This window comes from Thioalbus denitrificans (assembly GCF_003337735.1).
Classification (GTDB): domain Bacteria; phylum Pseudomonadota; class Gammaproteobacteria; order DSM-26407; family DSM-26407; genus Thioalbus; species Thioalbus denitrificans.
In genome coordinates this window covers 51461-69294 of sequence record NZ_QPJY01000008.1, presented here as the reverse complement: position 1 = coordinate 69294, position 17834 = coordinate 51461, and the positions used below count along the sequence as shown (strand labels likewise).

The 17834-nt window shown below is 67.3% G+C and carries 18 protein-coding genes; 11 read left to right on the top strand and 7 right to left on the bottom strand.

Features of this window, described 5'->3' with window-relative positions:
• Positions 1 to 61 precede the first annotated feature (61 nt).
• Positions 62 to 202 carry a hypothetical protein gene (locus DFQ59_RS19905; RefSeq protein WP_170142177.1) on the top strand — a complete coding sequence of 47 codons (141 nt, stop codon included), beginning with the start codon at positions 62 to 64 and terminating at the stop codon, positions 200 to 202.
• Positions 203 to 224: 22 nt separating this feature from the next.
• The gene (locus DFQ59_RS14675; protein ID WP_114280471.1) at positions 225 to 425 is read left to right on the top strand and encodes a hypothetical protein; all 201 of its coding nucleotides are present in this window, start codon (positions 225 to 227) and stop codon (positions 423 to 425) included.
• 48 nt (positions 426 to 473) lie between these two features.
• On the opposite strand, the gene DFQ59_RS14670 is transcribed toward DFQ59_RS14675, so the two are convergent.
• Complete coding sequence (locus DFQ59_RS14670; RefSeq protein ID WP_114280470.1) at positions 474 to 704, bottom strand: sulfurtransferase TusA family protein; 231 nt, start codon at positions 702 to 704, stop codon at positions 474 to 476.
• Between the two features lie 316 nt (positions 705 to 1020).
• Here DFQ59_RS14670 and DFQ59_RS14665 point away from each other — a divergent pair, with 316 nt between their 5' ends.
• Positions 1021 to 1425, top strand: coding sequence for a hypothetical protein (locus tag DFQ59_RS14665; RefSeq protein ID WP_114280469.1), 405 nt, complete (start codon positions 1021 to 1023; stop codon positions 1423 to 1425).
• Between the two features lie 142 nt (positions 1426 to 1567).
• On the opposite strand, the gene DFQ59_RS14660 is transcribed toward DFQ59_RS14665, so the two are convergent.
• The 6 genes from DFQ59_RS14660 to DFQ59_RS14635 all read right to left on the bottom strand — a co-directional run bounded on the left by DFQ59_RS14660 (position 1568) and on the right by DFQ59_RS14635 (position 9229).
• Positions 1568 to 2770: a pyridoxal phosphate-dependent aminotransferase gene (locus DFQ59_RS14660; protein WP_114280468.1), complete on the bottom strand. Its 1203-nt coding sequence runs from the start codon at positions 2768 to 2770 to the stop codon at positions 1568 to 1570.
• On the bottom strand, positions 2767 to 4191 hold the full coding sequence (locus DFQ59_RS14655; protein WP_114280467.1) for an amidase: 1425 nt from the start codon (positions 4189 to 4191) through the stop codon (positions 2767 to 2769). Before DFQ59_RS14655 ends, DFQ59_RS14660 begins: the two co-directional genes overlap by 4 nt.
• Before the next feature lie 42 nt (positions 4192 to 4233).
• On the bottom strand, positions 4234 to 5208 hold the full coding sequence (locus tag DFQ59_RS14650; protein ID WP_114280466.1) for a D-2-hydroxyacid dehydrogenase: 975 nt from the start codon (positions 5206 to 5208) through the stop codon (positions 4234 to 4236).
• A complete protein-coding gene (locus tag DFQ59_RS14645) occupies positions 5205 to 6455 on the bottom strand; it encodes an aspartate aminotransferase family protein (protein ID WP_114280465.1) in 1251 nt (416 codons plus the stop codon). The genes DFQ59_RS14650 and DFQ59_RS14645 overlap by 4 nt, the downstream gene beginning before the upstream one ends.
• A gap of 138 nt (positions 6456 to 6593) precedes the next feature.
• Entirely contained in the window at positions 6594 to 7754 is a 1161-nt protein-coding gene (locus tag DFQ59_RS14640) for an isocitrate/isopropylmalate dehydrogenase family protein (protein WP_114280464.1), read from the bottom strand.
• A 14-nt stretch (positions 7755 to 7768) separates the two neighbouring features.
• Positions 7769 to 9229 carry an NAD-dependent succinate-semialdehyde dehydrogenase gene (locus DFQ59_RS14635; protein WP_114280463.1) on the bottom strand — a complete coding sequence of 487 codons (1461 nt, stop codon included), beginning with the start codon at positions 9227 to 9229 and terminating at the stop codon, positions 7769 to 7771.
• A gap of 655 nt (positions 9230 to 9884) precedes the next feature.
• Between DFQ59_RS14635 and DFQ59_RS14630 the strand changes: the two genes are divergently transcribed.
• The 8 genes from DFQ59_RS14630 to DFQ59_RS14595 all read left to right on the top strand — a co-directional run bounded on the left by DFQ59_RS14630 (position 9885) and on the right by DFQ59_RS14595 (position 17831).
• Complete coding sequence (locus DFQ59_RS14630; protein ID WP_245937288.1) at positions 9885 to 10718, top strand: ParA family protein; 834 nt, start codon at positions 9885 to 9887, stop codon at positions 10716 to 10718.
• A 1-nt stretch (position 10719) separates the two neighbouring features.
• Positions 10720 to 12435, top strand: a complete 1716-nt coding sequence (locus DFQ59_RS14625; RefSeq protein WP_114280461.1) for a ParB family protein — start codon at positions 10720 to 10722, stop codon at positions 12433 to 12435.
• 5 nt (positions 12436 to 12440) lie between these two features.
• Positions 12441 to 13046: an STY4526/YPO1902 family pathogenicity island replication protein gene (locus tag DFQ59_RS14620; RefSeq protein WP_170142176.1), complete on the top strand. Its 606-nt coding sequence runs from the start codon at positions 12441 to 12443 to the stop codon at positions 13044 to 13046.
• 2 nt (positions 13047 to 13048) lie between these two features.
• Positions 13049 to 13915, top strand: a complete 867-nt coding sequence (locus tag DFQ59_RS14615) for a DNA adenine methylase (protein WP_114280459.1) — start codon at positions 13049 to 13051, stop codon at positions 13913 to 13915.
• A complete protein-coding gene (locus tag DFQ59_RS14610; RefSeq protein ID WP_114280458.1) occupies positions 13912 to 15387 on the top strand; it encodes a hypothetical protein in 1476 nt (491 codons plus the stop codon). The genes DFQ59_RS14615 and DFQ59_RS14610 overlap by 4 nt, the downstream gene beginning before the upstream one ends.
• 162 nt (positions 15388 to 15549) lie before the next feature.
• Positions 15550 to 16293, top strand: coding sequence for a BRO-N domain-containing protein (locus DFQ59_RS14605; RefSeq protein ID WP_114280457.1), 744 nt, complete (start codon positions 15550 to 15552; stop codon positions 16291 to 16293).
• A 122-nt stretch (positions 16294 to 16415) separates the two neighbouring features.
• Positions 16416 to 17222 carry a PFL_4669 family integrating conjugative element protein gene (locus tag DFQ59_RS14600; RefSeq protein ID WP_114280456.1) on the top strand — a complete coding sequence of 269 codons (807 nt, stop codon included), beginning with the start codon at positions 16416 to 16418 and terminating at the stop codon, positions 17220 to 17222.
• 156 nt (positions 17223 to 17378) lie between these two features.
• The gene (locus DFQ59_RS14595) at positions 17379 to 17831 is read left to right on the top strand and encodes a hypothetical protein (RefSeq protein WP_147275261.1); all 453 of its coding nucleotides are present in this window, start codon (positions 17379 to 17381) and stop codon (positions 17829 to 17831) included.
• Positions 17832 to 17834: the final 3 nt, after the last annotated feature.

The following is a 17834-nucleotide window of genomic DNA, read 5'->3' as shown; positions in this document are numbered from 1 at the left end:
GCGTTTTTTCAATTTCCCGGGATTCGACCGTGTTCCCTCGGAACATGAGGTCCGGCTCGAGATGGATCGCCTCAGCCAGGCCCTGCTGGACAGTCCCGACATGGAGGGCGTCTACGGACCCCTGCTGGCCTGCTGCCGCCAGCTGCTGGCGGCGCTGAAGGATGGGAAACCCCGTGACTGGGCGCTATACCCGGCCGAGTGAGCCACAGGGCGGCGGTGTAGGGATGCATACCTACCTCAAGAGCGAGGCGGATGTGCTGGATGAGCTACGGCGCCTGCAGGCACGCCTGGCCGAGTGCAGTCCGGAAATGCGCAGCGTCTACCGTTACCGGATCCGCTATTGTCGAATGCTGCTCGCGGCTTTTCAGGATGGTGTCCCCGAACGCTGGGCCGAGTATGGCGATCGGTTGGGCGACGAGGAGTGATCGCCCCGGACCCTCGCCAACATCCCCCCGGCTCGTGCGGCCGGATGTTCATGCCTTGCGAATCAGGCAGTGGAACTTTCCGTCCGTCTCCACCAGTTCCAGGATTTCATGTCCCGCCTGGCGGGCATAGATGAGGAACTCCCGGGGTGAGCCGGGATCGGTGCCGATGACATTCAGCACCTGGCCGGAATCCATCTGCGCCAGCATCGCCTTGGTGCGCAGCAATGGCATGGGACAGTTCAGTCCGCTGAGATCCAGCGTTTGGTCGAACTGAATCATGAGGGCTTGTCCAGCACGGGCGTAACCGCCGACGGGTCGGGTGCCGGGACATCCGGTTCGGGCGCCCGTGCCCAGGCTTCATCCTCGACCCGCCTCACCGTGGAGCCGCAATGGGGACACGGGCCCCAGGGAGAGTTGTCGGGGTAGTGATAACCACACTCGTGACATGTCACCACTCTCATAACGCATCCTCCGCCTGATCTGGCGGTCGCCTTTTCAATAACATAGCAAATATGTATAGAAAGTGCGCAAACCGGGGCACTTGTCCGGGGGCAGGCTATGCTTCATGGATGATCGGGAATCATCGGAGGTGGGGATGGACGCGCAGACACTGATTGATGCCGCATATCTGCGACACAGCAACAAGGAGGATCCGGATGCCCTGCGACGGAACCTGCCGGATGTGCTGCGTACGGTCCTGGACCTGCTCCTGCACGGAATCGACTTTGAAGGCGAGCCGAAGTCGAGTGCGGCTTCCGCAGCCCGCATGCTGGCCTGCATGGTGGCGACCCTGGAAGAGAGGCCGCCGGCCTACATCGACGCCACCCGCGCCCTGATGCGCCGTACCGAGGATGTCTACGAGCGGGCGCTGGGGATGCTCAGCTTCATCGCCCAGAGCGATCCCTACGTCCGGGAGATCCTGGACCAGGTGACGGCGGGGAATCTGGGTGTGCGGGAGGCGCTGGCCAAGCTCGACAGCCTGTGGCACTGGTCCCGTTGAGCCGCCTTGGCGGGCGCGGAAGACCCGGGCGGGGAGGGGCTGTGGGCCCCGGGTCGTGTCGGCATGCCTTATGGCCCCCTGCCGAGGGTGTTAAACCCGCTCCCCGTGGGGGCCGGGCCGAGTGGCCGGTTTCCGCGTCAGCCTAGGAGAAATCCTGTTTGCTGAACCAGGGAATCATACGCTCGAAGGCGCGCTCGATGTTGTCCATCGAGGTCGAATAGCTGATGCGCAATGCATTGGCTGAAGAGTTTCCGAAGGTCTCGCCGGGGATTGTGCACACGCCGGTCTCCCGCAACAGGCGCAGGGCGACATTGCCGCCATTGACCCCTTCGGGCAGCGACGGGAACACGTAGAAGGCCCCATCCGGCTTGTAGCCGGTGAGGTGGGGCGTTTCATCGATCAGCTCGATCAGACGATTTCTGCGGCGGGTGTATTCCTGCACCATGTCGTCCACGAAGCGGTGATCGCCGCGCAGGGCCTCGACGCCAGCCCACTGACATGGGGTGTTGGCGACCGTGGTGGTGAACATGTGGTAGCGGCGCAGCTTCTTGATCGCGCCCTGGCTGGCAATCAGCCAGCCGATGCGCATGCCCGGCATGCTGTAGGTCTTGGAGAAGCTGCTGATCACCATCACGTGGTCGAGATCGCTGCAGCAGTTCAAGACGCTGGGATAGGTCTTGCCGTCATAGAGCAGGTGGTCATAGACCTCGTCGCTGATGACATAGACACCCCGGTAGGCCGCCTCCTCGACAATCGCCTCGATGGTCTCCCGCGGATAGACCGTACCGGTGGGATTGCTCGGCGAATTGAGGACGATGGCGTAGGTGTCCATCCGGATGGCGTCGATCACCTCCTGGGGATCCAGCTGGTGATTGTTCTCGGGCCGGGTGGGTATCGCCCGCACCACGCCGCCATTCATGCGAATCAGGGGCGCGTAGAGCATGAACGCCGGATCGGGGACGATGAATTCACGCCCGGGCGCGGAGGTGGCTGTCAGCGCCAGGTAGATCGCCTCGGTGGCGCCCGTGGTGACGATGACGTTTTCCGGGCTGAGTGAGCGCTTGTAGCGCTTTCCGTAGTAATCGGCCAGCGCATCCAGCAGCTCGGGCAGGCCGGCGTCCATGGTGTAGCCGGTCTGGCCCGCCCGCAGCGCGTCCACCGTGGCCTCGATGATATTGTCCGGCGCCGGCATGTCCGGCTGGCCGATGGAGAGGTGGATCACGTCATCCATCTCCGCCGCCATGTTCACCATGCGGCGAATGCCCGGCACGGGGATGGCCAGCAGGGCGGGATTCCAGATCGGATCCTCGGATTCGTAGAAGTCGTGGTCCAGTGACTCGGTCATCCGGCGGCCCCCCCGGCCGCGAACAGCGCCGGCCTCCGGTCGGTCAGCGGCGCCGCCTTCTGGTAGGCCTGGCCCGCCTGCAGCACGAGCTTGTCGGCGAAACGCCCGCCGATGATCTGCAGCCCGATGGGCAGGCCGGCGCTGGAGAAACCGCAGGGAACCGAGAGAGCCGGCTGACCGGTCATGTTGAAGGGGTAGGTAAAGGGCGTCCAGCTCGGCCAGCGGGTGCTGTGCCAGTCGGGCGGGACCTCCCGGTTGGTCTGGAACGCGGTGATGGGCAGGGTCGGGGTGACGAGCAGATCGTACTTGTCGTGAAAGACCGCCATGCGCTCGCTGAGCGCCAGGCGCTTGTTCATGGCGTCCAGGTAATCGAGCATCTTGAGCTTGCCGGCCTTGTCGGCGACCTCGATCAGGCTGGGATCCATCTGCTCCCGCTGACGGGGCCCGAGATCCCGCAGGGCGTTGGCCGCGCCACTGTAGAACAGGTGCCCGAAGGCGGCGAGGGGATCGCTGAAACCGGGGTCCACATGGCTGATATGGGCGCCGAGCGCCTCGAGCACGGCAACGGCCTTCCGGACCGATTCCTGGATCTCGGCATCCACGTCGACATAGCCCAGGTCCGGGCTGAAGGCGATGCGCAGGCCCTTGATGTCCCGGTCGAGGTCGGCGAGATAACCGAAATTCGACCGCGGCGCGGCGAAGCTGTCCCTCGAATCGGGCTCGGTCATCACGTCCATCATCAGGGCGCAGTCCTCGACGGTCCAGGTCATCGGCCCGGCGTGGGCGAGGGTGCCGAAGGGGCTGCCCGGCCAGTGCGGCACCTCGCCGAAGGTGGGCTTGAATCCGACAATGCCGCTGAACCCGGCCGGGATTCTGATGGAGCCGCCGGCATCGGTGCCCAGTGCGAGCGGACCCATGCCCAGGGCGACGGCGGATGCGCTGCCGCCGCTGGAGCCGCCCGAGGTCATGGCCGGGTTCCAGGCGTTGTTGGTCGGCCCGCAGAGGAGGCTGTCCGTGACACCCTTCCAGCCGAACTCGGGCGTGGTGGTCTTGCCGAGCGGGACGTAGCCGTTGCGGCTCAGGGCGGAGACGGCCGCCGAGGACTTGTTCAGGGTGCTCTCGGGCCTGACGATGCGCGATCCCTTCAAGGTCGGCCACATGGGAGTGAGGAAGACATCCTTGACGGCCACGGGCACACCGTCCACCTTGCCGAGGGGCTCATGCTTCAGGTAGCGCTGCTCCGACTCGCGGGCATGGGACAGGGTGGTTTCCGGGTCCACGAGACAGTAGGCGTTGACGACCGGGTTCAGCCGTTCGATCTGATCCAGCATCGCCCGGGCGGCATCCACCGGGGAAAGCGCGCCGGTCCTGTAGTGCGACAGCAGCTCGATGGCTGTCATGCGCAGAATTTCTTCGCTCATATCGGTTCCCTGTTCAGTTCAGCCCTGGAGTGACGCAGTACACTAGCTTGCCGAGGCATAGCCCCGTGTCTTGTCGACGATGTTGCGCAAGGGTTTCTGCTGCCGCCAGAGACGGAAGTTGTCGACGAACTGCTCTCCCAGCGCCTTCTGCCAGCCGCTGAAATCGCCGGCCATGTGCGCCGAAATCATCACGTTGGACATGTCCCAGAGCGGACTGTCCTCCGGCAGCGGTTCCTCCTCGAACACATCGAGGGCGGCGCCGGCGAGTTTGCCGCCCTGCAGGGCCTCCACCAGGTCGGCGGTACGGACGATCGGTCCGCGCCCGACGTTGATCAGGCGCGCCCCGGGGTGCATGTGCCCGAACGCCGCGTGATCGAACAACCCCCGGGTCTGGTCCGTCAGCGGCGCGGTGATGACGACGAAATCCGCATCGGGCAGCAGTTGGTGCAGATCCCTGCTGGCGTGAACCGCATCGAAAGCCGCATCCTCCCGGGCCCGGGATGCGGTGGCGATTACCCGCATGCCCACCCCCCGCAGCAGCGTCGCGACCTCCCTGCCGATGGAGCCGGCGCCGACAATCAGGGCCATGCGCCCGTCGAGCAGCTCCGTCTCCCGGTGCCGCCAGAGATGCTCGCGCTGCAGGCGGATGTTGGTCAGCGTGTCCTTGGCGAACAGCAGCACGGCGCCCAGCACGTATTCGGCGATGCCGCGGTCGAACACGCCGCGCGCATTGGTGACGACGATGTCACTCCGCACCAGTTCGGGGAACATCAGCCGGTCGACCCCGGCGCTGGTGGCGTGCAGCCACTGGATGCGGTGATTCCGGGGCCAGGCCCGCCGCAACACGGCCGTGCGGAAATCCGTGACCACCACGATATCGGCCCGGGGGAGGGCGGCGCGCAAATCATCCTCGGCCGAGACATGAACGATATCCGCCTCGCCCCGGATCGCCTCGAGCCCGGGCAGCTCGCCTTCCCCCGGGGCGTTCAGAACGACGATGCGGGTCGGCCTGCTCACGCCAGTGATTCGGCCGCGGCGGAGAACTTTGTCATGGCCTCGTCCACCTCGCCGCCGGTGATGACGAGCGGCGGCAGCCAGCGGATGATCTGGCCGTGGGTGCCGCAGCGCAGCAACAGCAGGCCGTGCCGCTCGGCGGCCTTCAGCAGATTGCCGGCCAGCTCGCCGTCCGGCTGTCCCTCCGCGTCCACGATCTCCATGCCGTGCATCAGGCCCATGCCGCGCACCGCATCGATGAACGCAAACCCGCTCTTCAGCTCCTCCAGCCGCCGGCGCAGGTGGGCGCCTGTCGATTTCGCGTTTTCGACCAGATTCTCCCCTTCGATCACGTCGATGGTGGCCAGCGCCGCGGCACAGGCGACGGCGTTGGCGCCGTAGGTTCCGCCCTGGGAGCCCGGGAGGCCCTTGGACATGAGCGCGGTCGACGCGGCGATGGCGGAGAGGGGGAAGCCGCTGGCCAGTCCTTTGGCGGTGATCAGGATGTCCGGCGTGACGCCGAAGTGGGCATGGCTCCAGAACCGGCCCGTGCGCCCGAAGCCGGCCTGGATCTCGTCGGTGATGAGCAGGATGCCGTGCCGGTCGCAGCGCTCGCGCAGGCCCTGCATGAAGGCTGTGTTGGCCGGGTAGTAGCCGTACTCGCCCTGCACCGGCTCGATGATCATCGCGGCGGTGTCTTCCGGCGCGGACTGGGTCAGGAAGATGTGGTCCAGCTCCTTCAGGCAGAAGCGGGTGGCCTCCTCCTCGTCCCAGCCGTAACGGTAGGCATGGGGAAACGGGGAGTGCACCACCCCCGCCATCATCGGGTGAAAGCCGGTCCGCACCTTGTTGATGGAGGTGGTCAGCGAGGCCGCCGCCATCGTCCGGCCGTGGAAGCCGCCGGTGAAGGCGATGATGTTGCTGCGCCCGGTGGCGTGCCGGGCGAGGCGCACCGCCATTTCGACCGCCTCGGAACCGGAATTGGAGAATGCGATGGAGTCGAGCGGAGCGGGCAGGTGCTCGTAGAGGCGATCGGTCAACGCCAGCATGCCCGGATGCCTCACTGTCGTGTACTGGGCATGGATCAGGGTTGCGACCTGCTTCTGGGCCGCCGCGACAACCTTCGGGTGGCAATGACCGGTGCTGGTGACGCCAATGCCGGCGGTGAAGTCCAGGTATTTCGAACCATCGGCATCATACAGCCAGGCGCCCTCGCCGCGTGCCGCGAGAATGCCGCTGGACTGCTTCAACAAGGGTGAAAGATGACTCATAGGGCAAATCCTGTTGTCTGGGGTGTCTGTTACGTCGAGCCGGCCAGGGAACCGGATGCCGGCCCGTGGCCGCATTCCGGCATGCGGGTCCCTCGGGCCTGCCGCCGTGCACCAGGGGGGCAGGCGGTGACAGCCGGACTATTCAGGCTGAAGCCGGGCCAACACGGCGGCGGTGATCTCCGCGGTGCCGCGGTCCTCGTGCTGCTCTGACAGATCCTTCTCCACGGCCCGGCGGATGCCGAGGCCGGCGGCCTGCGCCGCTTCGTCCTCAACGCCCATCCACTCCAGCATCATGGCCGCGGTCAGGAACATGGCGCGGGGATCGGCCCGGCCCTGGCCGGCGATGTCCGGGGCGCTGCCGTGGGTCGGTTCGAACAACGGCGGCACGCCGCGGTCGTCGGGCTTGATGTTGCAGGAGGGCGCCACGCCCATGCCGCCGGAGAGCACGGCCGCCAGGTCGGTGAGGATGTCCCCCTGCAGGTTGCTGGCAACGACGACATCGAACTGCCAGGGCGACTGGACGAATTTCATGCAGGCCGCATCCACCAGTTCGTGATGCATGCCGATGTCGGGATAGTCGCGTCCGATCTCATTGAAGACTTCCGTGTACAGCTCGCCCCAGTGGGGCAGGGCATTGCGCTTGGTGACGAGGCAGACCTGCGCCCCGGACTCGCCGCCGCGATCATCGCTGAACGACCGGGCCGGGAGATGTCCCCGGCGGCGTTCCTCCAGGCGGCGGGCGGCCGACTCGAAGGCGTGCCGGACCAGGCGCTCCGTCGCAACCCGGGTGAACACCTCCACCTGGGTCGCGGTTTCATGGGCGGTTCCGCGGTGCAGGCGTCCGCCCTGGTTGACGTATTCGCCTTCGCTGTTTTCGCGGATGACGAGCATGTCCATATCCCGGGAGCGTGGATCCGCCAGGTACCGGCGGGCGCCGGGATAGAAGCGCGCCGGGCGTTCGCAGGCCCAGAGGTCGAACTCCTTGCGCAAGGTCAGCAGCGGCGCGAGCGAGATCCCGTCCGGCAACACATGGCGGCTGCGGTCGCTCAGGGGGCCGGGATCCCCCAGCGCGCCCAGCAGCATCGCGTCGTAGCCACGCAGCCGGTCGAGCGCATCGTCCGGCATCATCTGCCCGGTCTCCCGGTGCCAGGCGCAGCTTGGCCACGGGAAGGTCTCGTGGACGAGATGGAGGCCGGACTGCTCCGCCACGGCATCCAGCAGCGGCAGGGTGGCATCGATGACCTCCACGCCGATGCCGTCGCCGGGGAGGACGGCGATTTTCCAGGTTTTTCCAGGCATGGTTATCCGGTCCCTCACTCGCTTCCCATGCAGAGGTATTTCACTTCCATGTATTCGTCCATGCCGTACTTGGACCCCTCGCGGCCGAGGCCGGACTCCTTGACGCCGCCGAAGGGGGCGGCCGGGTTGGAGATCATGCCCTCGTTGATGCCGACCATGCCCGTCTCGAGCGCTTCCGCCACGCGCCAGATGCGATGGATATCCCGGCTGTAGAAATAGGCGGACAGGCCGAAGGGCGTGTCGTTGGCGATCTCGATCGCCTCCGCCTCGGTCTCGAACCGGATAATCGCCGCCAGGGGCCCGAAGGTTTCCTCCCGGCAGACCTTCATGTCGGGTTTCACCCCGGTCACCAGCGTGGGCGTCACGAACTGGCGGCCGAGCGGGTGGGGCACGCCGCCGGCGAGGACGGTGGCCCCGCCCTCCAGGGCGTTGTCCAGGTGTTCCCGCACCTTGCCGACCGCGGCGTCGTTGATCAGGGCCGACTGGTTGACTCCCTCCTCGAACCCGTCGCCGACCTTCAGCTTCGCCATTTCCGCCTTCAGCTTCTCCACGAACCGATCGTGGATGCCGTCCTGGACGATGAACCGGTTGACGCAGACGCAGGTCTGGCCGGTATTGCGGAATTTCGAGGCAATCGCGCCTTCCACCGCCCGGTCCACGTCGGCGTCGTCGAAGACGATGAAGGGGGCATTGCCGCCGAGCTCGAGGGAGATCTTCTGGATGTGCTCGGCGCTCTGACGCATCAGTATCCGGCCCACCTCGGTGGAACCGGTGAAACTGATCTTGCGCACCGTGGAACTGCTGTTGAGGGCCTGGCCGATTTCCCGGGCGTTGCCGGTGACGACGTTGAACACGCCGGCCGGAAGCCCGGCCCGCTCGCCCAGCTCTGCCAGCGCCAGGGCCGAGAAGGGGGTCTCCGAGGCGGGTTTCACCACCATGGTGCAGCCCGCAGCCAGGGCCGCGCCGGCCTTGCGGGTGATCATCGCGGCCGGGAAATTCCAGGGGGTGATGGCCGCGGACACGCCCACCGGCTGCTTGATGACGACAATGTGCTGCCCGGGCCTGGCCGCCGGGATGGTGTCGCCGTAGGCCCGCTTGGCCTCCTCGGAAAACCACTGCAGGAAGGCCGCGGCATAGGCGATCTCACCCTTCGCCTCGGGGAGCGGCTTGCCCTGCTCCAGGGTCATCAGTGCGCCGAGGTCGTCCTGGTTCTCCAGCATCAGTTCATGCCAGCGATGCAGGATCGCGCCGCGCTCGGCGGCCGTCCTGTTTCTCCAGCTCCTGAAAGCCGAATTCGCCGCGGCGATGGCGGCATCCGTCTCGGCGGCACCCATGTCGGGCACGGAACCGAGTACGGCCCGGTCGGCCGGATTCACCACCTCGATGGTGGCCCGGTTGTCGGCATCGCGCCACCGGCCGTCGATGTAGCACTGCTGGCGGAAGAGCGCGGGGTTCTGGAGCTGGTTGATATGCATGAAATTCCCTGGAATCGAGCCGTTGGCCTGGAGAGGACGGGAGATGCATGAGTGCGGAGTCCTTCCGAACACCTCGATTCCGAACTTAACAACTCGGGACGGGGTTTGTAAAACCGGCGCGGTGCCGATAACCATCGGGCACCGGAAAAGAGCGCAGCGAGGAATTCCGCTGCGGGATTTCAATCAGTCGCGGGGTCGCGGCATGCCGGATTTGCGCCCGGTACGGGAACGGGAGGCAAGGAAAGGTTGAAAATCGCCGACATAGTCAGTGATGGTAAGAGGCGATGCCGTCACGAAACCGTGCCGACAGTCGCCCGGCGTGTGGGGCAATGCGTCCCCGTGAAATCGCCGCGGGTGCGTCACCGTCTCTCATGGCCAGCACCGCCGCGGGCGGGCTTCGGATCCGGCAGGTCGTGCGCGGGGCGCAATGGCGCGCGAAGGGGGTGGCTCGGCGGGGGGAGGCGAGGACCAGGCGGGGCGGGTGCCGCCACGCGGGCGGCAAAGAAAAAAGGGATTGGCGATTTCTCGTCAACCCCTTTTCTGTCTGGCTCCCCCGGTTGGACTCGAACCAACGACACACGGATTAACAGTCCAATTCCAGGGCCCAAATCCAAGGTAACCGAGAGTAGACACCCTCCAACAAGAGGAGGGTGTGATGATCGCAGTAACTATCTGTTCCACAAAGGGTGGTGTAGGCAAGACGACCATAACCGCCAATCTGGGCGGTATCCTAGCCGACTCCGGCATCCGCGTCCTCATAGTGGATGCGGATATCCAACCAACCCTGAGCTCTTATTACCCACTGGAGTTCCGCGCCGAGGCGGGCCTGCACCGTCTCGTGACCTGCGGATCGGCCTCGGGCGCCATAAGCCGCACCAGCATCCAGAACCTGGACATCGTCCTGTCGGATGACCCCGACGGCAGCCTGGAGAACTGGATTCTCCACACGCCCGATGGCCGGGTCCGGATGCGGCATGCGCTCCGGCAGCTGCAGGACTACGACATTGTCCTGATCGACACCCAGGGCGCGGTGGGTCCGCTCCAGGACGCGGGCGTGCTGGCGGCTGACATCCTGCTCTCGCCCATCCCGCCGGAGATCCTCTCCGCCCGCGAGTTTGCCCGAGGCACCCTCGGCATGCTCGAGCGCCTGCGACCCATGCAGTACCTCGGGGCTCCGGTCGGGCACCTCTATGGTTTGGTCTACCGCATGGATCGGACCATCGACGCGCGCCGGGTCGCGGATGGCCTGCGCAAGGCCACCTTCGCCGAGTCGCGCGGCGGCATCTCCATTCTGGACACCGTCGTTCCCACCACCGTCGCCTACCGGGAGGCCGCCACGGCCCGGGTGCCGGTCCATCGCTGGGAGCCTCAGCGCCGCGGCGCCACGGCCTGCGCGCTGGAGACGATGGTGATCCTGGTCCAGGAGCTGTTTCCCCATCTCGACATCACTCTGGATGCCGTGACCGAGCGCTCGAGGCAGGAGGCCTGACATGAAGAAACAACGACCGAGCGATGCGGAGCTCATCGACCTGTTGCAGCAGCCCCATTTCCGCCGTGACCAGGGAGAGGTCATGCCGTCCACCGACCCCATCAATCCCACCCCGATGATCCTGGAGGTGGACCGGATCCGGACCTATGACCGAAACCCGCGGCGGGTCCCGAACAGCATGTTCGAGGCAATCAAGGACTCCATCCGCGCCTCGGGCATGACCCAGACACTGAACATCACCCGGCGGCCGGACGCCGAGCACTACATGGTGGCCGAGGGCGGTAACACCCGCCTGAAGGCGGTCCAGGAGCTGTGGCAGGAGACGGGGGATGAGCGTTTCCTCCGGGTCCACTGCCTGTTCCAGCCCTGGGCGGGCGACACGGAGACCCTGGTGGCGCACCTGAAGGAGAACGATCTCCGCGGGGATCTCACCTTCATCGACAGGGCCCTGGCGATCCGTGAGCTGCGTCAGCTGCTGGAAGAAGAGGGCGGGGGTGAGCGCCTCACACCGCGCCAGCTCGCCGAGCGGCTGAAGCGGTACGGCTACAGCGTCGGCCGCACCATCCTCATGTGGTTCGACTATGCGGTGGACACGCTGCACCCGGCCATTCCCACCGCCCTGCGGACCGGCATGGGGCGGCCGCAGATCGAGCGGATCCGGAACCTCGACAGGGCCTTCTGCGCCGCCTGGGCCGTTCTCGGACTGGGCGAGGCCGAATCCGCGCAATCCCTTTTCATCGATGTCCTCTCCCGCCACGACGGCGAGACCCTCGACCTGGACCCGGTTAGGCGTGACCTGGAGACGGAGCTCTCCGTCTCGGCGGACTGCGACGTGCAGCGCGCGAGCCTGGTGCTCGGCGCGGCGCTGAGCGGCCGCACCGTGGCGCAGCTGCTTGAGGAGCAGCCGGGCAATGGCCAGGCCGATGAGGAAGGGGCGGAGCCCGCGGGTGCGGAGGAGCCTGAACAGGGGAGCCTTGCCCAGGACCCCGGGAGCGCTGCCCCGGCATCGGCACCGGCGTCGACTCCGGTGACGACCGCTTCCCCGCGCGCAGAACCGGAGGCGCCGAATCCAGCGCCGGCGGGCGGGCACGCCCCCGAGCGGGAGCCGGCCCAGCGGACGCCGCGGCTCGCCGTGGTGCCGCCCGCCGAGTCGGCCGGGGCGGCGCAGACCCGGGAGAGCGAGACCCCGCTGGGACGGTCCACGCCGGATCTGCCCACCGACCTCAAATCCCTGCGGGCGCGCTGCTGGACCCTCGCCACCCGCCTGGCGCACCTGACCCGCATGGGGGATGTGGTGATCCCGATTCCCGCGGGCCTGGGCTACCTGGTGAGCCCGGTTCCCCAAGAGGTCCTGGAGCCCATGGCACCCGAGGCGGTGCGGACCGCCGCGGTGGTCTGGTGGCACCTGGCCGCCCTGGCGGAGCAGTTCGCCGCCCATGGCGGGGCGATCTCCCACATGCCGGAGGAATGGTGCGAGCGCCCCATCGGCGAGGCGATCCAGGCGGCGGGGGGTGATTCGGGACCCTCGCTGTGGAGCCAGTGGTACTGGGGCCGATTCGACGAGCAGCTGGCCACCGACGTGCCCCCGCTCGACGGGCCCGACATCGGACCGGCCATGTACCAGGCCTGGGGCGACCGGGAATGGTCGTTGTGGACCGACCTGGTGGAGACCTACCGGGCGGTCCACCGGCTCACCAGCGGCAATCCGTGGAGGTAGGCGCCATGGCTCGCAAGGAATACGAACTGACCAACGCCGTCCTGCGCTACGCCACCTCCTGCACCCGCGAGGGTGACTGGTCCGCGTTGCGGGACATGAACATCGGCGACCGCGAGGCGGAGGCGCTCCGCAACCTCACCCTCGGCGAGCTGACGCTGCTGGAGCGCAAGCTCGACGGGCACATTCTGCGGGTGCAGCTCGACCGGGCGGCGTTCTGGATGGTGCTCGACCAGGTGCGCCGCGAGTCGCAGCTCCAGGCGGCCAAGCTGGAGCTGGTGCGCCGGAACGCGCCGGCGGAGATGATGGAGTCCCTCTTCGGGATGGGGCAGAAGGAGTACGTGGCCTGCCGGCGCTCGATCCGGGCGCCACGGGGCGTGGGGCGCCCGCCGGAGCCGGACGAAGAGACGACCAGCCGGATCTGGATGGTCTGGAAGCGAGTTGCCGGCGAGACCGGGTGGCCGCGGCCGGACCAGTGGACCGAGATCGCGGACGAGACCGGGGCGAGTCTGCGCATTATCTGGCGGCTCGCCCAGCGCTGGCTGGAGGAGTTTCCTCCCGCTGCAACCGGCACCGGGCGGAAGTCTGCCGGCCCCGCGCGGCTGGAGGCGTAGCCATGGACACGGACGTTCATGCACCGGTCATGCGCTACCACGGCGCCAAGTGGCGCCTGGCGCCCTGGATCGTCTCCTTCTTCCCGGACCATGACACCTACCTCGAGCCCTATGGGGGTTCGGCCGGGGTCCTGCTGCGCAAGCCGCGGAGCCGGGCGGAGATCTACAACGATCTCGACGGGGAGGTGGTGAACCTGTTCCGGGTCCTCCGCGACCCGGAGCAGGCCAGCCGGCTGGCCGAGCTCTGCGCGTTGACTCCCTACGCCCGGGCCGAGTTCGAGGTGTGCCTGGAAACGGGCGGTGCGGAGCTGGATGCCCTGGAGCGGGCCCGGCGCACCGTGTTCCGGGCCCAGGCGGGTTATGGCTCGGCCGGCGCGACCAAGGGCCGGACCGGGTTCCGGGCCTACACCGGTTCGGGGCGCTCCCAGACCACGGCGGGCGACTGGGCGAACTTCCCCGGGCGCATCCAGGCGCTGGCGAAGCGCCTGCAGGGGGTGTTGATAGAACGGCGCCCGGCGATCGACCTCATTACCGAGCAGCGCAACCCCGGGACGCTCATCTACGCCGATCCCCCCTACCTGCACGAGACCCGGGTCATCGACGGCGGCTCCTACTACCGCCACGAGATGTCCGAGCCGGAGCACGTGACGCTGCTGGCCCGGCTGCGCAAGACACGGTCTGCGGTGGTCCTTTCCGGTTACCGCAGCGAGCTCTACGACGACCTGCTGCTGCCCTATGGCTGGGAGCGGCACGAAACCCAGGCCCACGCAAACGGCCGCCGCGGCACTGTTCCCCGGACCGAGTGCCTGTGGCTGAACCCGGTCTGCATCGCGGCGCGGGACGGCGACCAGGGGAGGCTCTTCGCATGAACGGCCAGCCTGTCGTCGTCTCACCCCACACGCGGGCGCTGGAAGCCCTGATCCGGGCCCAGGCCGAGGCCCTGTCCACATCGAGCGCGGGCGGCGCCGAGCAGGAGGGGATGCTCTTCCTGGGCACCTGGCATGACGCCTACCCCACCATCCTGGTCCGGGACCCCTTCCTGACCGACGGGGCGAAGGTGCACTTCCTCTACCTGATGCAGGAGGCGCGGTGCAAACCCAACGGCGCCATCGCCATGCCCTCGGTCCGGGAAACCTGCCGGGTGCTCGGCCACTCCCGGGGGACGGTGATCCGCAATCTCCTGCTGCTGCGGATCACCCGCTGGATCAGCCTGTGCCAGCGGGTCCGTGATGCCTCCGGTCGCTTCCGCGGCAACCTCTACGCCATCCACAGCGAACCGGCGCCCCTTGCCGACGCCGCCTACCTCGACGACGGCTACATCAGGCTCCTCGAGGAGTCCGCCCATGGACACCAGAATCCCCATGTCCGGCGGGCCGCCCTGTCGGCCCTGGAGGGGATCGACCGGGACGTGGCCGAGGGGCGCGACCCCCTCGAGCAACCCGATGCCATGGCCCGGCGCATGGAGGCGGCGGCCACGGTGGAGCGTCGCTCGGGCGGGTTTTTCGGACTGGCGCTGGGGGGCTCGGCCGCCCGCGGCGACCGTAAGGGGCGGAATGACACCAGGGGCTCAGGCGAAGGCGGGGCACCCCGGCGTTCCGTTCACAGTGTGGCCAGCAGAGGGGGTGTTCAAAATCTAGACCCGGTGACGGAACCGGGTACAAATTTTGACAGCGCACCCCCCGTAAACGGGCAGAACGGCCACAGGGCGGTGCAAATTTTACCAGGTCCAAAATTTGAACCCGGTGAGGCACAGCCAGGTACAAATTTTAGACCCGGCATACAACTCACTGAAAACAAAGAAAGTACAAATTTTGGACCTGGTTCCTGTAGTAGTAGTGGTAGTAATAAAACTACAACTACTACAGCGGGGGGCCGTTCAAAATCTGCACCCCCCTCGACGCCCGATGATCTCAGGTGGCCCGAGCAGTTCGACGACAACACCCGCCGGGTCGTCGGTCGCGTCCTCCGGGCCAGGCTGCCCGCCGAACACCACCAGGACATCCTCGACGCCCTCGCCCACAAGGCGCTGGACACCAGCGATCCTCTCCGCAGTCCCGGGCGGTACGCCGCCGAGCTCTGCGAGCGGGTCAGGGCTGGCGTCTTCGTGCCCGTCGGGCCCCCGCTCGCCAGCTGGAGTCCCCCCCATAACCGAGCCCCGGAGCGCGCTTCCAACACTGGACGCGACCTCGAGCTGAGCCACCTGCGCGGCGACATCCAGGCGCTGGAGCGGCTGATTGAGGCTTCAAGGACCCCGAATGCACGCAAGGGCCTGGAGACCCAGCTCGGCCGGCTACGGGCCCAGCTCCAGGAGGCGGAATCCCGGCGGGGGGCGCGCCCATGAGCGGAGCAGCCAAGTGGCCACAGCTGTGGCCACTTCAGGAAATGCTGATGGACAAGAGGGAACGGATGGAGAACCAAGGTGGCCACAGGTGTGGCCACGGATTGCCGGATGGCCAAGTGACCGGTCCGGTGCCCGCGGAGGAGTGAACAACGGAGGCATTCCATGAGCCTGTTACCCGCAACGCTGGCGTTCGGAGAGACGCCGCTGACCCTTATCGACCGCCAGGGGGAGCCTTGGCTGACGGCTTCAGATTTGGGGCGTGCCTTGGGCTATGCAGCCAAAGGGGGTACCCAAACTGACGCCCCCTTTGAAGATTCAGAAGCGTCGAAACAGATCCGCCGTCTCTACAACCGCCACGCGGACGAGTTCACCGACCAGATGACGGACCTGTTGGATATGGAGACCCCCGGTGGCCGACAGAAGGTCCGCATCTTCTCGCCGCGCGGCTGCCACCTCATCGCCATGTTCTCGCGCACCGAGCGGGCCAAGGCCTTCCGCCGCTGGGTGCTGGACGTGCTGGAGCGCCACATCCGCGGATCCGGGCCTGAGTGCCGGCTCATGCCGCTGCTGGCGCTCACTCACGGGCGATGGGGTCGCACCCTGAGACCCGGCGGGTACAACGCCATCTCCCTCAATACCGCCCAGGTGTTCGCCTATCTGCTCGAGCAATACGGCGATGGCGCCTGGCACGAGGTCTCACAGCGGCAGTTGAGTGCCGAGGTCGGCATCCCCCGGATCTGTCTCGTCAAGGTGCTCGACGGGCTGGAGGCATGGGGTCTGCTGCGCCGGCGTGGAGGCGGGCCAGGGGAAAGCGGCTGGATTCGGTTGCTGATGGGAAGGATCCGCCGGGAGATGAAGCGGGTGGAGTTTCCGCTTCCGGGGCGCGCGAAGGCATTGCTCCACTGAGGTGACCTTGAGGCGGATCCGACTGCCAGGGTGGGCGAAGAGGTGTGGCCACAGTGTGGCCACCGGATCTGGCACCCCTGCGGCCCTGACTGCAGAAAACATATCAAGCGAAGGAGGTGTACATGACGACCACAAGGGAGAACGCACACGGTGACCGTCCGGGCGCGCTGCGCAGCCAGGCGATCATGGAGATCCAGACCCGGCAGGCGCAGCGGCTGGTCTACGGGCGCCGTCCGGAAGGGGACAAACCGACCATCGTGGGCCTGTTGCGCTTCGCCACCATGCTGCGGCCCATCTGGACGGGCGCGGCGGCAGACGACCCCTATGCGGACTGGTGGCTGGTGCAGGTGGAGCGGGAGCTGCTGCAGGGGCGCGAGCACCTGGAGGCGCTGCGGGAGCACGTGGACCGGCTGCTGAAGAGCGCGCCGGCGGTGGATGTGAAGCTGGCGCAGTCCCTGGAGCCGGTGCGGGTGGATCTCAACTTCAGCAGTCCCTACGCCTTCATGGGCGCATACCTGCTGGCGGACTACGATGCCCTGGTGCGGGCGATTCTGACAGGGCGGCACGTGGGCCTGCTCGACCGGAGCACGGCGGAGAAGCTGCTGCACGAGGGCGGCCGTGCGGTTCGGCGGGCCTACAGTGTGGCGCAGGGCTACCGGTACCTGGCGGTGACCCGGGAGGATGTGCGCCAGGGGACGGCCAAGGGGCGGCGGGCGAAGGAGATGCTGGGTGATCTGCCCCAGGAGGTGCTGGAGGGTGGGCTCCGCGCTGCCCATGCGCCCGACATCCGGCACCGGGAGGAGAAGCGGGACGCTGAGCCAGTTGACGGAGCGGCGAACCCGGCGGGCGGGGAGGAGCCGGGGGAGGAAGGCGGTGAGGAGGAGGATTCCACCGCTGGCTTGCGGCAACTAACGGCCCAGGGAGCGTGAATCCGGTGACGTACGCGGATGTGGCCACAGTGTGGCCACCTTCGGCCCGGGTGGTGACGTACGCGGATCGTGCCGGCGCCGGGTGTGGCCTAAAGGGTTTAAAACCCTTTAAGGGTAAGGGGGGAACGGTGAGCACAAGCGAACGGGAGGTGAATGGTGAGCCTTAGCCCGCGGGATCTCATTCCGCGCTCGCAGCAGGAGGTCCGGGGACGGCTCGCCGCGCTGGAGGAGCGCAGGAACCGGTTGCGGGCCTACGGCGACCGGATGGTGGCGGAGTTCCGGGAGCGGTTCCCGGACGCCCCGGCCTACCTGACCCGTTACGCCGACCGGACCAACAACGACTTCCGCTGGCGGCGCTCGGCGGCCAGGCGCTGGCGGGGCGAGGGGGTAAGGAGGCGGAACACCAGCATCGAGCTCACCGGCGAGGACGGGATGCTCCTGCTGCAGTGGCTGCCCGAGGAGACGCGGCGGGTATGGATCGACTACGAGCGGCGCCGCATCGAGCTCAACCTGGCGCTGGCGCTGACCAACTACGAGCGGATGCGGCTGCGCGACTACCTCGACCGCGTGGCGGTGCTGCGGCGCCTCGGGCGGGAAAGCGCGGGATGACCC

Excerpts from the sequence above, each read along its gene's own strand:
- DFQ59_RS19905 (WP_170142177.1), top strand. The coding sequence starts at position 62 with ATGGATCGCCTCAGCCAGGCCCTGCTGGACAGTCCCGACATGGAGGGC.
- DFQ59_RS14620 (WP_170142176.1), top strand. The coding sequence starts at position 12,441 with ATGGCTCGCAAGGAATACGAACTGACCAACGCCGTCCTGCGCTACGCC.
- DFQ59_RS14660 (WP_114280468.1), bottom strand. The coding sequence starts at position 2,770 with ATGACCGAGTCACTGGACCACGACTTCTACGAATCCGAGGATCCGATC.
- DFQ59_RS14630 (WP_245937288.1), top strand. The coding sequence starts at position 9,885 with ATGATCGCAGTAACTATCTGTTCCACAAAGGGTGGTGTAGGCAAGACG.
- DFQ59_RS14615 (WP_114280459.1), top strand. The coding sequence starts at position 13,049 with ATGGACACGGACGTTCATGCACCGGTCATGCGCTACCACGGCGCCAAG.
- DFQ59_RS14640 (WP_114280464.1), bottom strand. The coding sequence starts at position 7,754 with ATGCCTGGAAAAACCTGGAAAATCGCCGTCCTCCCCGGCGACGGCATC.
- DFQ59_RS14655 (WP_114280467.1), bottom strand. The coding sequence starts at position 4,191 with ATGAGCGAAGAAATTCTGCGCATGACAGCCATCGAGCTGCTGTCGCAC.
- DFQ59_RS14670 (WP_114280470.1), bottom strand. The coding sequence starts at position 704 with ATGATTCAGTTCGACCAAACGCTGGATCTCAGCGGACTGAACTGTCCC.
- DFQ59_RS14645 (WP_114280465.1), bottom strand. The coding sequence starts at position 6,455 with ATGAGTCATCTTTCACCCTTGTTGAAGCAGTCCAGCGGCATTCTCGCG.
- DFQ59_RS14635 (WP_114280463.1), bottom strand. The coding sequence starts at position 9,229 with ATGCATATCAACCAGCTCCAGAACCCCGCGCTCTTCCGCCAGCAGTGC.
- DFQ59_RS14610 (WP_114280458.1), top strand. The coding sequence starts at position 13,912 with ATGAACGGCCAGCCTGTCGTCGTCTCACCCCACACGCGGGCGCTGGAA.
- DFQ59_RS14605 (WP_114280457.1), top strand. The coding sequence starts at position 15,550 with ATGAGCCTGTTACCCGCAACGCTGGCGTTCGGAGAGACGCCGCTGACC.
- DFQ59_RS14600 (WP_114280456.1), top strand. The coding sequence starts at position 16,416 with ATGACGACCACAAGGGAGAACGCACACGGTGACCGTCCGGGCGCGCTG.
- DFQ59_RS14675 (WP_114280471.1), top strand. The coding sequence starts at position 225 with ATGCATACCTACCTCAAGAGCGAGGCGGATGTGCTGGATGAGCTACGG.
- DFQ59_RS14625 (WP_114280461.1), top strand. The coding sequence starts at position 10,720 with ATGAAGAAACAACGACCGAGCGATGCGGAGCTCATCGACCTGTTGCAG.
- DFQ59_RS14665 (WP_114280469.1), top strand. The coding sequence starts at position 1,021 with ATGGACGCGCAGACACTGATTGATGCCGCATATCTGCGACACAGCAAC.